Source organism: Arthrobacter sp. Sr24 (assembly GCF_054511175.1).
In genome coordinates, this window is sequence record NZ_JBTNDB010000031.1 from 1 (window position 1) to 12,856 (window position 12,856).

The 12,856-nt window shown below is 59.0% G+C and carries 13 protein-coding genes; 7 read left to right on the plus strand and 6 right to left on the minus strand.

What is annotated here, in order from left to right:
* Positions 1 to 148: 148 nt before the first annotated feature.
* Complete coding sequence (locus tag ACX80D_RS15675; protein ID WP_459323804.1) at positions 149 to 961, minus strand: HAD family hydrolase; 813 nt, start codon at positions 959 to 961, stop codon at positions 149 to 151.
* Between the two features lie 183 nt (positions 962 to 1,144).
* Between ACX80D_RS15675 and ACX80D_RS15680 the strand changes: the two genes are divergently transcribed.
* Positions 1,145 to 1,453: a glutaredoxin family protein gene (locus ACX80D_RS15680; RefSeq protein ID WP_459323805.1), complete on the plus strand. Its 309-nt coding sequence runs from the start codon at positions 1,145 to 1,147 to the stop codon at positions 1,451 to 1,453.
* Between the two features lie 223 nt (positions 1,454 to 1,676).
* On the plus strand, positions 1,677 to 2,375 hold the full coding sequence (locus tag ACX80D_RS15685) for a redox-sensing transcriptional repressor Rex (protein WP_459323806.1): 699 nt from the start codon (positions 1,677 to 1,679) through the stop codon (positions 2,373 to 2,375).
* A 54-nt stretch (positions 2,376 to 2,429) separates the two neighbouring features.
* Here the strand turns inward: ACX80D_RS15685 and ACX80D_RS15690 are convergent, their stop codons facing one another.
* From ACX80D_RS15690 to ACX80D_RS15700, 3 genes are all read right to left on the minus strand, one after another.
* Positions 2,430 to 3,155, minus strand: a complete 726-nt coding sequence (locus ACX80D_RS15690) for a hypothetical protein (protein ID WP_459323807.1) — start codon at positions 3,153 to 3,155, stop codon at positions 2,430 to 2,432.
* A gap of 182 nt (positions 3,156 to 3,337) precedes the next feature.
* Positions 3,338 to 3,802, minus strand: coding sequence for a hypothetical protein (locus ACX80D_RS15695; protein ID WP_459323808.1), 465 nt, complete (start codon positions 3,800 to 3,802; stop codon positions 3,338 to 3,340).
* A 451-nt stretch (positions 3,803 to 4,253) separates the two neighbouring features.
* A complete protein-coding gene (locus tag ACX80D_RS15700; RefSeq protein ID WP_459323809.1) occupies positions 4,254 to 4,811 on the minus strand; it encodes a YceI family protein in 558 nt (185 codons plus the stop codon).
* Positions 4,812 to 4,974: 163 nt separating this feature from the next.
* Between ACX80D_RS15700 and ACX80D_RS15705 the strand changes: the two genes are divergently transcribed.
* The 5 genes from ACX80D_RS15705 to ccsB all read left to right on the plus strand — a co-directional run bounded on the left by ACX80D_RS15705 (position 4,975) and on the right by ccsB (position 9,944).
* Complete coding sequence (locus tag ACX80D_RS15705) at positions 4,975 to 5,637, plus strand: histidine phosphatase family protein (protein WP_459323810.1); 663 nt, start codon at positions 4,975 to 4,977, stop codon at positions 5,635 to 5,637.
* Positions 5,638 to 5,747: 110 nt separating this feature from the next.
* Complete coding sequence (locus tag ACX80D_RS15710) at positions 5,748 to 6,335, plus strand: TlpA family protein disulfide reductase (protein ID WP_459323811.1); 588 nt, start codon at positions 5,748 to 5,750, stop codon at positions 6,333 to 6,335.
* A gap of 11 nt (positions 6,336 to 6,346) precedes the next feature.
* Complete coding sequence (locus ACX80D_RS15715; protein ID WP_459323812.1) at positions 6,347 to 7,102, plus strand: cytochrome c biogenesis CcdA family protein; 756 nt, start codon at positions 6,347 to 6,349, stop codon at positions 7,100 to 7,102.
* The gene (gene resB, locus ACX80D_RS15720) at positions 7,102 to 8,805 is read left to right on the plus strand and encodes a cytochrome c biogenesis protein ResB (RefSeq protein WP_459323813.1); all 1,704 of its coding nucleotides are present in this window, start codon (positions 7,102 to 7,104) and stop codon (positions 8,803 to 8,805) included. The genes ACX80D_RS15715 and resB overlap by 1 nt, the downstream gene beginning before the upstream one ends.
* Positions 8,805 to 9,944, plus strand: a complete 1,140-nt coding sequence (gene ccsB / locus ACX80D_RS15725; protein ID WP_459323814.1) for a c-type cytochrome biogenesis protein CcsB — start codon at positions 8,805 to 8,807, stop codon at positions 9,942 to 9,944. Before resB ends, ccsB begins: the two co-directional genes overlap by 1 nt.
* Before the next feature lie 189 nt (positions 9,945 to 10,133).
* On the opposite strand, the gene ACX80D_RS15730 is transcribed toward ccsB, so the two are convergent.
* Positions 10,134 to 11,102: a type IV toxin-antitoxin system AbiEi family antitoxin domain-containing protein gene (locus tag ACX80D_RS15730; protein WP_459323815.1), complete on the minus strand. Its 969-nt coding sequence runs from the start codon at positions 11,100 to 11,102 to the stop codon at positions 10,134 to 10,136.
* Between the two features lie 215 nt (positions 11,103 to 11,317).
* Positions 11,318 to 12,724: an NAD(P)-binding domain-containing protein gene (locus ACX80D_RS15735; RefSeq protein WP_459323816.1), complete on the minus strand. Its 1,407-nt coding sequence runs from the start codon at positions 12,722 to 12,724 to the stop codon at positions 11,318 to 11,320.
* Positions 12,725 to 12,856 lie beyond the last annotated feature (132 nt).

Consider the following 12,856-nt stretch of genomic DNA (forward strand, 5'->3'; position numbering starts at 1 on the left):
TCGCGATGCATGGGATCGCTTTCAACGACCTAGCGAACCGCCGTATGCGAGGCCCGCACGTACGGTGGTGTGAGAGGAGGGGCGGGAAACCCGCCCCTCCTACTCGATTGCACGACGCCGGATGGAGACTTGGCGTGTGATCCCTCGCTTAGCGCTTGCGCACCATAGAGATGCCCTTGGCGAGCCCGTAGATAACTCCGGCGCCCGTGGCCGCCTTGAGCCCCAAGGTGGCCGCACGGCGCCCTGAGCGGTAATCGTAGATGGGCCAGTTGTTATCACGTGCGTGCTTGCGCAATTTCGCATCTGGGTTGATCGCGACGGGGTTGCCCACAGCCGTCAGTAGCGGGATGTCATTGTAAGAATCGCTGTACGCCCAGCACCGGGAAAGGTCCAGCCCTTCGAGGATGGCCAGGGCCTCAATGGCGCGGCCCTTGGCAGCCCCGTGCAGGATCTCGCCCACCAGGTGCCCTGTGTAGATTCCGTCTTCGCTCTCGGCTACGGTGCCCAAGGCTCCTGTGAGGTTCAAGCGGGAGGCAATGACTGCGGCAACTTCCACCGGGGTGGCGGTGACCAACCACACCTGACGGCCGGACTGAAGATGCTCCTGAGTGAGCGCTTTAGTGCCGGGCCAGATCTTGGAGACGATCATCTCGTCGTAGACCTCTTCGCCGAGTTGGCGGATGAATTCGGTGCTGATGCCGGCAGCAAGTTTTTGAGCCGAGTCCTGAACGGAGTGGACATCCTTCATGTTTTCCCCGAGCAAGATGAATCTGGCTTGCTTCCAAGCGAATCCGGCAACATCGTGCAGGGTGAAGGCGCGTTTTTGGTACATTTTGCGGGCCACATGGAACAAGCTGGCACCCTTCATCAGGGTGTTGTCCACATCAAAGAAGGCTGCCTCGCTGTGGTGCTGTGCGGCGCTCGAGGGGGCCTCAGCACTGTTGGTAGTCACGTCGGGCATGGAACGAGTCTAGTCAATGCTTCCACCTAAGCGCCCACGCGCCACCGGCAGCAGCGGTTAACTGTGGGCAAACTTTCATTTTTAGAAGCTGGGGAGCCGCGGTTGGCGCTTCGCTAACGCAACGGCAAGCAACGCAGCAGCTCATGGCTGGTGTACTGGTTTGAGTTGAGTACCGTTATAGCCATGGAATCTGTTGCGCGTGACCCCGCTGACTCGCTTGAATCAACTGCCGCACCTAAGGTGCCGCTGCTGCAGCTCGTGACCCGATCAGGGTGCCACCTCTGCGAAAACGCTCGTGAGGTGGTGTCTACTGTCGCGAGCCAGCTGCAGTTGCGGTGGACTGAGGTCAGCCTCGATGACCATCCCGAGCTGACAGAGCTCTACGGCGAGGAAATTCCGGTGGTCCTGGTCAATGGGATTCAGCGCGATTTCTGGCACATTGACCCCATCCGATTAGGAACTATTCTCAGCAAGGCCCTGACGGGGCAGTGATAAACGGGGCAGTGATAACCGGGCTGTGAATGACGGGCCAGTGACTGACAGGCAGCGAATTACAGGCTGTATGGGGGAGCTTTTTCCCCGTTCAGCGAACCTGCCCGCAACTTTTTGGCTCTAACCTTGCCACGTCTTAGAGTTGAGGAAGACCGACGCGGACCTTGCAGACACGTGTTCAGCAGTGCGCTGCGGCCTCAGTTTGAGAAGGTGGAGTGGTGTTTTGATCCCAACGCAGCCCGCGGAGGAGCCGGCAGTAGAACCGGCTAGGCGACTTCCCCCTGCCACCGTGGCCAGGCTAACTCTCTATCTACGCACACTCAACGCCCTGCTCGCTGACGGCGGCGAGAGTGTCTCCTCTGACGAACTGGCCGAATCCGCAGGAGTGGGCTCCGCCAACGTCCGTAAAGACCTGTCCTATTTAGGCTCTTATGGAACCCGCGGTGTAGGTTACGACGCAGCCAATTTGAGCCGCAAAATTGCCCAGGCCCTAGGGTTGACCCACGAATGGCGGGTAGCCATTGTTGGCGCCGGAAACCTGGGCCGCGCCTTGGCCCGGTATGCGGGTTTTGAAACACGCGGCTTCGATGTTGTGGCCCTGATGGATGCCGACCAGCTGGTGGTGGGCACAGAAATTGGTTGGCTGCGTGTCAGCGACGTCGACAACCTCGAAAAAGTTCTCGAATCCACCCGGGCCAACATGGTGGTGCTGGCTTTGCCGGCCGCCGTGGCGCAAGGAGTGTGCGACAGGGTGGTGGCTGCGGGTGTGCGCAGCATTCTCAGTTTTGCCCCGATTCCCCTCACTGTCCCCGAGCATGTGAACCTGCGCAAAGTGGATATGGCCACTGAATTGCAAATTCTTGCCTACCACGCACAGCGACTCCAGGAGTCAGGGCTGGAAGAAGACCGCACCGGCGCCTGAACTGACTCTGTCCTGAACTCCATCTTTTTCACGCTGCTGCGCATTACCGCAGGGTCAGCGCTTTGCGCGGACCTTGTGCGCTAGGAAAAACTCCTTGGCGGGGGAGCGGAAAAGTATGAACACTGCTATGAGGCCCAGAATGATCCGAGCGCCTGAGTACAGTGTGTACGTGCCGCCGTCGGGCACCAGTGCAATCGAGATGATGGCCAGAATCAACGCTACGGTTCGAGCCCAGGTGCGCCCGCGCCGCAGTTTGGCAGCGATCCAGAAATACAGGACCACACAGATCCCCTGCATGATGGCCAAGAGCGCCGCAGCCGAGGCAAACAATTGATCTTCGGTCACACCGGTATCGGCAAGTGCCTGCGGATTGTTGGCTATGGACTGTTCCACGGCTGCGCGAATCAGTTCTTGTCCGGTGGGCGTGGTCATGGCGATGGCCCAGACCACCAAGCCGAGCAGTTGGAGAACTCCGGCGGCCATGATCATCCGAGTGGCGACAATAACTTTGTTCGGCGGGGCCAATGGTTCGCCCATGACAGCAGCTTGGCCAGACTGGGCACCTTTGAATCCGGGGTACATCGGGGCCGGTGCTAGTGGAGCGTTGGCGGAAGTCCTAGCTTGGGCGTCCTTGATCTCCTGCGGCGGTTCCCAATCGTCAGGGGCGTACTGCCCGTACCGGGGGACACCGGGGGCAATTTCACCATAGCTTCCCGGGGTGCTCGGGGTACCCGAAGAACTCGGGGTTTGCTCGTGCGGCTCTTCACCGGGGGTGCTCATGGCAACTGCTCTCTCATGGGGTGCCGGTGGGGCCGGCAGGTAAGCCAACGGCGACCAGACAAGGAGAAAGGCCGCGGCGGGTATTAGTTAAACCCTACGCGACCTCTCTCTACGCTCCTACTGCAAGCGCCTACTGGAAACGCAACCACTGCCAAGAACTGCGCACTACCGCTGCCAAGAAATCAACGGGGTGCGTTCCCAGAGCGGGAATTCAGCCATGCGGTGGATTCTGGCAGCCACATCAAAACCGTTGCCACAACGCCCAGCAAGCCGCCTCCGCCGCCAAAGAACATCAGGACGATGGTCAGGAGTGCGATGGCAGATAACGCTATCCGAGCCCACTGCAGGCCCTCCTTGAGTTTCATGGCACATATGACAATGGAGGCAATCAGAACGAAGGAAACGAGGGAAACGAGGATTCCTTTGACACCTGCCGTGCGGACCGCAGCCCCAAATCCAAAGGGGTCGTTCCCGGCGCCCAAGGCAAAGAGCGAGCCCAGCAACAACACCAAAGTGCTCAGGACCCAGACACCAGCCGCGACCAGCCACATGATGTAGCTGAGTTTCAGCATTTGTGGCAGGCCATCCATCTTAAAGATTCCGGCGAACCCGCCCACTGGCATCACCTCGCGGACTGAATGAGGCATGTCCTGAGGAATTTCAAATTTGAAGTCACCGAAGGGAGGGCTGGGTGGCTGGTACCCGGGAGGCGTCTCGTCTCCGGAGGGCTGCTGTGCAGCACCTCCTCGATAGCCCGGACCAGTCGGACCCGCACCCGGACCCGCACCAGTACCTGTCGGACCCGGACCTGTCGCACCAGGACCCGCAGGAGACAAAGGTGTGGGGTCGGACGGGGAACCATTGCCAGAAGGAGGCGGCTGGGAGCCCTGTTGCTCGGGACCTGGAAGCTCATTCGGTGTGCTCATAGTCTGAACCATAGTCTTTGTACTGGGCTTTGTATATGGCGGAAAGACGGCGTTCATACGTCCCAAAAGAGCGCAAAAATGCCGGTCCGCTAGGGAGTGGACCGGCATTAGCGACTTCCTGAAACAGGCTCCGTAAAATCAGAGCCGGTTGTCAGAAGCAGTATTGGAAAAATTATGCAGACTTGACCAAAGCAACGTCCAAGGTGATGGTGACCTTGTCCGAGACCAAAACGCCGCCAGCTTCCAGCGCAGCGTTCCAGGTCAGGCCGAACTCTTTGCGGCTGATCACGGTCTTGGCTTCGAAGCCAGCGCGGGTTGCACCGAACGGATCAACAGCAACGCCGTTGTATTCGCCCTTGAAGGTTACGGTCTTGGAGATGCCGCGGATGGTCAGCTCGCCCGTGAGCTCAAAATCCTCACCGTCGACGGAGACGGCCGAGGAGACGAAGGTCAGCGTCGGGAAGGTTTCGACGTCGAAGAAGTCGGCGCTCTTGACGTGGCCGTCGCGGCCTTCATCGCCTGAGTTGAAGCTGGCGGCCTGGATCGTTGCGGTCACGGAGGACTCGGCGAGGGTTGCGCCGAGTGTCAGGGCACCTTCGACTTCGGTGAACTGGCCGCGGACCTTGGAGATGCCTGCGTGGCGGACAACGAAGCCAACCGAGCTGTGTGAGGCGTCGAGGTTCCAGATGCCCTGGGCGAGACCGGTTGATTCGATGGTGGTTACTGACATGTGGAACTCCTTGAAATAGTTAGTGAAGCAAGAGCAGATCAGCCGCTTCGGTTGACCTTCACCTAGCATAAGCATGCGTTTGTATCTAATATTCCCGGGTTTCAAAAAAACTTTTCGCGGGCCGGATTAACCCCTTGGTGAACAACTTTGAGAAACTGGTGCAATGTCCCGAGTAACAGTGCATCTTTTGCGCCACGGCGAGGTTTTCAACCCCGATGGCGTCCTCTACGGTCGGCTCCCTGAGTTTCACCTCTCTGAGCGCGGGCGCGCCATGGCGGTGATGGTGGCGGAGCACTTTTCTGCCCTGAAGAACGACGGCGGCGCACCGGTTTATCTGGTGGCCTCACCTCTGACCCGTGCGCAGGAGACGGCGCAGCCCACGGCCGAGGCGCTGGGCCTGGAGATTGTGACCGACCCCCGCATCATCGAGGCCGAAAACCACTTCGAGGGTTTGATCATGAGCCCCGCCGAGCTTCGTAAGCCTAAGCATTGGCCATTCTTCGTGAACCCCTTCCGCCCTTCGTGGGGAGAGGCCTACCAAGCCCAAGCGGACCGCATGTTGGAAGCGGCACGTGATGCCCGGCGTCGTGCATTCGAGATCGGTGGGGACGGAGCGCAGGCCATCATGGTCAGCCACCAGCTGCCTATCTGGTCCACACGACGGAGCGCCGAGGGCAAGCGGCTCTGGCACGACCCCCGCAACCGCGAATGCACCTTGGCGTCATTGACCTCGTTGACGTTCGACGGCGATGACATCGTGGATGTGAGCTACAGCGAGCCCGCTGCGGCACTCTTGCCCGGAGCCTCGACCACTCCTGGCGCCTAGCGCACACAGCTGATCATCAGCTATTCGACGTAGCGTAGAACATAATGCCATTTCCGCCTCTGCTCAATGGCCTCCCCGTTAACTGAAAGACCTGCTCCGTGACTTCTTCGATGAGCCGTAGATCGCTCCTTGTCGCTGGCGGTGCCGCACTGACTGCGGTGCTGGCAGCCTGCACCAGTGAGGACCCGTTGGCGCAGCAGGCCAACGCAGGAGATAACAAGAATTACATTGCCGGCGATGGCTCCGTCACCGAATACGGTGCCGGGGACCGGAAAGATCCTGTGACCTTCACCGGCACGTTCTTCGATGGCAAAGCAGTGGATGCTGCAGATTTTCCCGGACAGGTCACGGTCCTGAATTTTTGGTACGCAGCCTGCGCCCCGTGCCGTATTGAAGCACGCGATCTGCAAGCGCTCTACACGGAATTCCAGCCCTCTGGCGTGGAATTTATTGGCGTCAATGTCCGCGACGACAAGGCTGCCGCAGAGGCTTTTGAGCGCAACTTTGAGCTGAGCTACCCGAGCATTGCAGACAAGGACGGCGGCGTCCTGTTGGCCATGACGAAGCATGTGCCTCCGGCCGCGGTGCCCACCACGCTCGTATTGGATAAGAAGGGCCGGGTCTCGGCGAGAATCCTAGGCGTTGCCGAGAAGGGCACCCTGAAGGCGCTCATCACCTCCGCACTGGCGGAGAACTAACAGCCCTTCCCATGAACAATCCCTTTGCCGAAACAATCCTGAGCGGCTCAATGCTGCTGGCCATACCGGTGGCGCTGCTGGCCGGGCTGGTTTCCTTTCTTTCACCCTGCGTGCTCCCGCTGGTTCCCGGTTATCTGGGCTACGTCAGCGGACTCAGTGGAGCAGATTTACAAGACCAGCGCCGCGGTAGAATGCTTGCCGGAATCGGGCTGTTTGTACTGGGCTTCTCCGTAGTTTTTGTGCTCATTGGCGCCGTTTTTGGCCAACTCGGTGCCTGGCTTATGGGACCCGACGCCGCCTGGGTCACCCAACTGTTGGGTCTGGTGGTGATTCTCATGGGCGTAGTTTTCTTGGGCGGCATGAGCTGGTTCCAAAGTGAGGCCAAGATTCATGCGAAGCCTCCTGCCGGACTGTGGGGGGCTCCCATTTTGGGCGTAACCTTTGGACTGGGGTGGGCGCCATGCATCGGCCCCACCTTTAGCGCAGTGCAGTTACTGGCGTTTTCGGACGGATCAAATGCGGCTAAAGGCGCGTTCCTAACGTTTGTGTATTGTCTGGGGCTGGGACTGCCGTTCCTATTGATCGCTTTGGGTGCCCGCCGGGGTTTGGGAGCGCTCACGTTCTTCCGCAAGCACCGCCGCGGACTGCAGTACTTTGGCGGCGGCATGCTGATTGTACTGGGACTTTTAATGGTTTCAGGGCTGTGGGGAACCTGGGTCAATGAACTGCAATTATGGTTTGCCAACGATGTGAGATTGCCCATCTAATGAAAGAGAATGTAGTGAAAGAACCCAAGGGTCAAGTGCCCACAGCTGGTGGTGGCGAGGTTGTCCTGCCGCAGCTTGGCTTCTTGGGCATGCTCAGGTGGGCGTGGCGGCAGCTGACAAGCATGCGCACCGCCCTGTTCCTGCTGCTGATGTTGGCCGTGGCCGCCGTCCCTGGATCGCTGTTCCCGCAGCGGCCATCGGCCCCTGCCGAGGTGACTCAGTATTTGAAGGACAACCCAGGTTCGGGACCAGTCATGGACTGGTTCCAGCTTTTTGACGTCTACTCCTCGCCCTGGTTCGCGGCCATCTACTTGCTGCTCTTCACCTCGCTGATTGGCTGTGTGACCCCGCGGGCCAAGATCCATTGGAAGGCCATGCGCTCGGCGCCGCCGCGCACGCCCAAGCGGCTTTCCCGGCTGGCCGAATACGGCACCGTCACCATCCCCGCCGCTGCTGGCGTCAACGCCGAAACGGCCGTCAATGATGCTGCTGCCATCCTGAAGTCCCGCGGCTACCGCGTGGATGTGCGCGATTTGGACACCGAGCGGCCCTCGGTAGGTGCAGAGATCGGCTTCTTGAAGGAAGTGGGTAACCTGCTCTTCCACACGGCCATGATCGGTGTGCTGGCCGCCATCGCCTTCAGCGGACTCTTTGGCTATAGCGGCCAGAAGGTTCTGGTGGAGGGCGACACCTTCGTCAACACCTTGACAAGCTATGACACGTTCACTCCAGGAGCCAACTTTGGCGATGCCAGGCTCAGTCCCTACTCGGCCACTCTGGATCGGCTGGTCGTCAAATACGATCGCTCCACTGAAGCGCACTACGGACAACCGCTGGACTTCAACGCCACCTTGACCATCAAGGACAGTCCCGACGCTGAAGCAGAGACCAAGACTTTGAAGGTCAATGAGCCCGTGCATGTTGGCGGCACCAATCTTTACCTGGTGGGCAACGGGTACGCTCCTGTGGTCACCATTAAGGATGGAGCTGGTGACATCACCTTCCAAGGCCCTGTCATCACCATCCCCACGGATGGCGCCTATACCTCGCTCGTGGTGATGAAGGCCCCGGATGCCAAGCCGAACCAGCTGGGTTTTGTGGGCTTCTTCCTCCCTACGGCTCTGGTGGATGAAGCTGGTGTGGCCTTTGGCTCCGACCCTGACCCCTTCAACCCTCAACTGAACCTCAACGCCTACACCGGCGACCTTGGCCTGGACAGTGGTGTGCCGCGTAACGTCTATACGCTGGATACCACCAATATGAAGGAGATCAACTCCCGTAATTTGGACGCCGGTGGAATTGTTCTGGCCCCGGGGCAGAGCTACACGCTCCCCGAAGGTAACGGCAGCATCAGCTTCGATAGCATCAAGCGATTCGCTGCACTGGATATCCGCCATGACCCGGGACAGGTCTACGTCCTCGTGTTCGCACTACTGGCCTTGGCCGGCCTGATGGGCTCGTTGTTCTTGAACCGGCGCCGCGTCTGGGTCCGGACAGGAAATCACCCGGATGGGCGCACCATGGTCGAATTCGGGCTGCTGGCTCGCGGTGAAGATCATCGCTTGGCCGGAGAATATGCGGCCATCAACAAAGCACTGCACAACAAATGGCTAGTACCCATGGATGGTGCAGGGCAAAATGGTGAACAGACAATAATCAATGACCCCGCGCAGAGTGTCACCGCGGCAAGTAAGGACCAGTAATGCCAGAGATCAATGAAGGCTTTGCCCTACTCAGTGAGCAGCTCATGCTGGTTGCCGGTCTTGCCTACGCCGTTGCGGTGTGCGCTTATGTCTGGGACCTGGTGACGTTCAGCCAAACCGTCAAAAGGGGTTTGGCGGCGGACCCCGCCGCTGCGCAAGGTAGTGCAGCGCAGACGAGCGTAGCTCAGGGCGCTGCAACCACTGCAACCGCTGCAACACAGAACAGCACGGTCATGGCAGGCGTTGGTGCTCGAGGTGCTGCCGGGCAGGGACTGGAATCCGGTCCGCAAGACCGGGCCGTGCGCCCCAGTAGCAAGACTCATGATGGCTCCGACGGCATCACTGCTGGCGACTCCATGCGTTACACGAATGAACGCCGTGTCGTGGCCCGGGTGGCAGTGGCGCTGACTGTTGTGGCCGTAGCCGTCCAATGCATTGCTGTGGTGTTGCGCGGCATGGCCGCAGGGCGAGTGCCGTGGGGCAATATGTACGAGTTCTGCACTACGGGCTCCTTTGCTGTGGCCCTGGTGTTCTTGCTGGTACTGACCCGTCGCGATCTGCGCTTCCTGGGTACCTTTGTCATTGGCCTGGTGCTGGTCATGATCGTTGCCGCTCACATATCCTTCTGGACTCCTGTAGGTCACTTGGTGCCGGCACTGCAGAGTTACTGGCTGATCATCCACGTCTCCATTGCTGTGCTCTCATCGGCGTTCTTCACCATCACTTTCGCGATGTCGGTGCTGCAACTGTTCCAGTCACGCCGCGAAGCCGCCCTTGCTGCTGGCAAGCCGGATAAGGCTCCCGTGATGCGTCTGGTGCCCAACGCGCTGAGCCTGGAAAATCTCTCCTACCGGATCAACGGCATTGCCTTTGTGGGGTGGACACTGACGCTGATGTTTGGTTCCATCTGGGCTGAAAAGGCCTGGGGTCGTTTCTGGGGCTGGGACACCAAGGAAGTCTGGACGTTCGTCATTTGGGTTGTGTACGCAGGTTATCTGCATGCCCGTGCCACCAAGGGCTGGACCGGAACCCGGGCTGCCTGGCTGTCCATTGTTGGCTACTTGTGCGTGGTCTTCAACTTCACCATTGTGAATATGTACTTCTCGGGCCTGCACTCCTACGCCGGCGTGGGCAGCTAGCGTTCACTCCGCATTCTCCACCCGATTCCGTCCGTATTCCTCGCCGAGTTCTGACCTTAGCGTCGAGATGTACAGCTGTAGTCATACATCTCAACGCTAAGGTCAGAACTCGATGAATGCCGGGTGCGTATGCCTGGTTCATGAGGGCAGCTGTGGGGTCCCGGGTCCAAAGCGCTTGGAGTGGTTGCGCTATGCAGCGGCCTGCTGGGCCGCATAGTAGGCCTTCAAGATTCTGGACTTGAGTAATTCGGGATTATCGAAGTGCCGCCACGTGAGGCGAATGAAGCGCCAGCCCTCTTCGATGAGGGCGTTCTCGCGTTCGCGTTCGTCCAAAAGTGCTTGTTCCGTTAGTTTCGGATAGTCAAAGTACTTCGTTTCTCCGTCAAACTCTAGAATGAGACGAACCGAGCGCCAGAGGAAGTCCACCCGGTACTTCCCTCGGCGGGTGTCAAGAGAGACTTGCAGCTCGGGTTGTTCAATGGGCAGGTCAAGAAGTATAAGTCGGGTCTTGGTTTCTCCCGCAGATTCAGAGAGCTTGTTGAGCGCTGCTACCACCCGCCGCGCCTGTCTGATACCTCGGCCGCTGGCTGCGTGATCCAGAAGTTCCTCGAGTTCACGAAGCTCTAGCCCCTGATGCAATGCCGAATCGCCAATGATCACAGCCTGTTCAAAGGTGGCTGTCGTGGCACATTGCACCACGGTCCGGGCCAGCCCTGTCAGCTTGATGAGCCCTGTGCCGGGCACCAGCTTTTCGACGACATCACCGGGATCAAGCCTTGCGAAGTGAACGACTACGTCGGGTGCGGTCCGTGAGACAGAGCCGTGATATGTGGCGGTTACATGGATGATGGCGGAGCTGTCCCATACGTGTAGCTTGTGCAATCGGGCGGCGCTGTAGTGCGAATAGACGTAGCGATTCTCCGTGGCCAGGATGTGTCCTAGAATCGCCAGTTTTGCCTTGTCCCACGGTGTTCTGTTCCGCCATTTATGCATGGGGATGAACACGCCCCGCCGCATACGGAACAGCAAGCCGTGCTTCACGCCATCCCTGATCAGGGCCGTGGCGATTCCAGCGAGCAGCAATTGCTTGGTCGTCAGGATTTCTGCCCCGGGTGGCCAATGCCGGGTGAAAAAATCCGTTGCTTGTTGTTTGTCCATGCAACTGATTCTGGGCAATCTGTTGCGGTCAAACAAGACCAAATCCGCGTAAACGCGGAATCTGTGGATAACGCAGCTGTGGATCCGCAGGAAAGCAAAATCGAGTTCTGACCCTAGCGTCGAGGTGTTCGGCTGTAGACATGCATCTCGAAGCTAAGGTCAGAACTCGATTCGGTTCGTGCTGCACCCGGGGAAACAATGAACCGGAGCGTTGCCTACTTGTGGGAGATAGGGTCTTTGCTGGTGAGCGCGCTCAAGGTGGCGGTGTCCACATCCTGCGAAGGGCCGAAGAGGTAGCGTTCCAGTGAATCGTCCATGGCGTTGATCCACCGGGTGTGGTGCTTGGTGGCTAGGGTGCCGCTGACCACTGAGCGGTGAATCATGTCGCGGTAGCCCAAGATGTCGGTTTCCTTGTGGTGCATCCAGTCCTTGAATAGCTGCGAAACAGCGTCCAGATCAAACGGCGGGTAGTCCGTGGCGGCAATAAGCTCGCGCAGATAGTCCGACTGGAAGTCCGCCTCGGCATTATGGTCCGGCAATGCGGCTTGGCGCTCGAGCCAAACCTGGATGTCGGCTTCCCGCTCGGCCAGCGAAGGCAGCTCAATGGCGCCGGTCATGACATCGCGGGCAAACCAAGCCTGTGCGTCAAACATATTGAACGTGTAGTACTGATCCTGCGCACCCAGGTAGAACAAGTTGGTGTTCGACTGCCACACCACACCCTTATAGAGATTGACTGGGTAGAGCACGTTCTTGGATTTTAAGCTCAGCTCGCTGGGCAGGAACGGATACTTGTGCTGATATCCAGTGCACAGTACGACGGCGTCAAACTCACCTTGTGTGCCGTCCTTGAAGTGGGCGGTGCGTCCATCAAAGTGGGTGACCAGCGGGCGCTCCACAGTATTTTCGGGCCAGTCGAAGCCCATGGGTGCGGTGCGGTAGCTGAAGGTGATGGATGCTGCGCCCATCTTGTGGGCCTGCATGCCGATGTCCTCAGCGGAGTAACTGGCGCCGATCATGAGTAGGTTCTTACCCGCGAAGCGCTCTGCGCCGCGGAAATCGTGGGCGTGCAGGACCTCACCCGGGAAGCTATTGATGCCCTTGAACTCGGGCACGGTGGGGGTGGAGAAGTGTCCGGTGGAGACAACCAGCTTGTCAAAGACGTGGTCAGTGGTGTCGCCCGTAACAAGATTCTCTACCGTCAGCGTGAATTCTTCGGTGACTTCGTTGTAGCTGGTGTGGCGCGCAACGGTGCTGAATTGCACGTACTTGCGGACATCTGACTTCTCGGCACGGCCCTTGATGTAGTCAAAGAGGACTTCGCGGGGCGGGAAAGAGGAGATGGCGCGGCCAAAATGCTCGTCAAAGGAGTAGTCCGCGAATTCCAAGCATTCCTTGGGCCCATTGGACCACAAGTGGCGGTACATGCTGGAGTGCACCGGCTCGCCGTGGTTGTCTAGACCAATTCGCCAGCTGCTATTCCACTGGCCGCCCCAATCGGACTGCTTCTCAAAGCACATGATCTCTGGGATATCCGCGCCATTTTGGCGTGCCGATTCAAATGCTCGCAACTGCGCCATGCCGCTGGGGCCTGCGCCAATGATTCCGACTCGCAATCTCATGCTGTTCTCCTCATCACTTGGATCGGCTGTGTCCTTTGGAACATGACGCTTCGAATCCACGCCCGCGGCTATAGCGCTATAGAGCGGAAGCGGACGATTCGTCAGCGCCTCCAAGCGGGGCAATAATGCGCA

Excerpts from the sequence above, each read along its gene's own strand:
- ACX80D_RS15700 (WP_459323809.1), bottom strand. The coding sequence starts at position 4,811 with ATGTCAGTAACCACCATCGAATCAACCGGTCTCGCCCAGGGCATCTGG.
- ACX80D_RS15695 (WP_459323808.1), bottom strand. The coding sequence starts at position 3,802 with ATGCCTCATTCAGTCCGCGAGGTGATGCCAGTGGGCGGGTTCGCCGGA.
- ACX80D_RS15680 (WP_459323805.1), top strand. The coding sequence starts at position 1,145 with ATGGAATCTGTTGCGCGTGACCCCGCTGACTCGCTTGAATCAACTGCC.
- ACX80D_RS15710 (WP_459323811.1), top strand. The coding sequence starts at position 5,748 with ATGAGCCGTAGATCGCTCCTTGTCGCTGGCGGTGCCGCACTGACTGCG.
- ACX80D_RS15690 (WP_459323807.1), bottom strand. The coding sequence starts at position 3,155 with ATGAGCACCCCCGGTGAAGAGCCGCACGAGCAAACCCCGAGTTCTTCG.
- ACX80D_RS15675 (WP_459323804.1), bottom strand. The coding sequence starts at position 961 with ATGCCCGACGTGACTACCAACAGTGCTGAGGCCCCCTCGAGCGCCGCA.
- resB (WP_459323813.1), top strand. The coding sequence starts at position 7,102 with ATGAAAGAGAATGTAGTGAAAGAACCCAAGGGTCAAGTGCCCACAGCT.
- ACX80D_RS15735 (WP_459323816.1), bottom strand. The coding sequence starts at position 12,724 with ATGAGATTGCGAGTCGGAATCATTGGCGCAGGCCCCAGCGGCATGGCG.
- ccsB (WP_459323814.1), top strand. The coding sequence starts at position 8,805 with ATGCCAGAGATCAATGAAGGCTTTGCCCTACTCAGTGAGCAGCTCATG.
- ACX80D_RS15705 (WP_459323810.1), top strand. The coding sequence starts at position 4,975 with ATGTCCCGAGTAACAGTGCATCTTTTGCGCCACGGCGAGGTTTTCAAC.
- ACX80D_RS15730 (WP_459323815.1), bottom strand. The coding sequence starts at position 11,102 with ATGGACAAACAACAAGCAACGGATTTTTTCACCCGGCATTGGCCACCC.
- ACX80D_RS15715 (WP_459323812.1), top strand. The coding sequence starts at position 6,347 with ATGAACAATCCCTTTGCCGAAACAATCCTGAGCGGCTCAATGCTGCTG.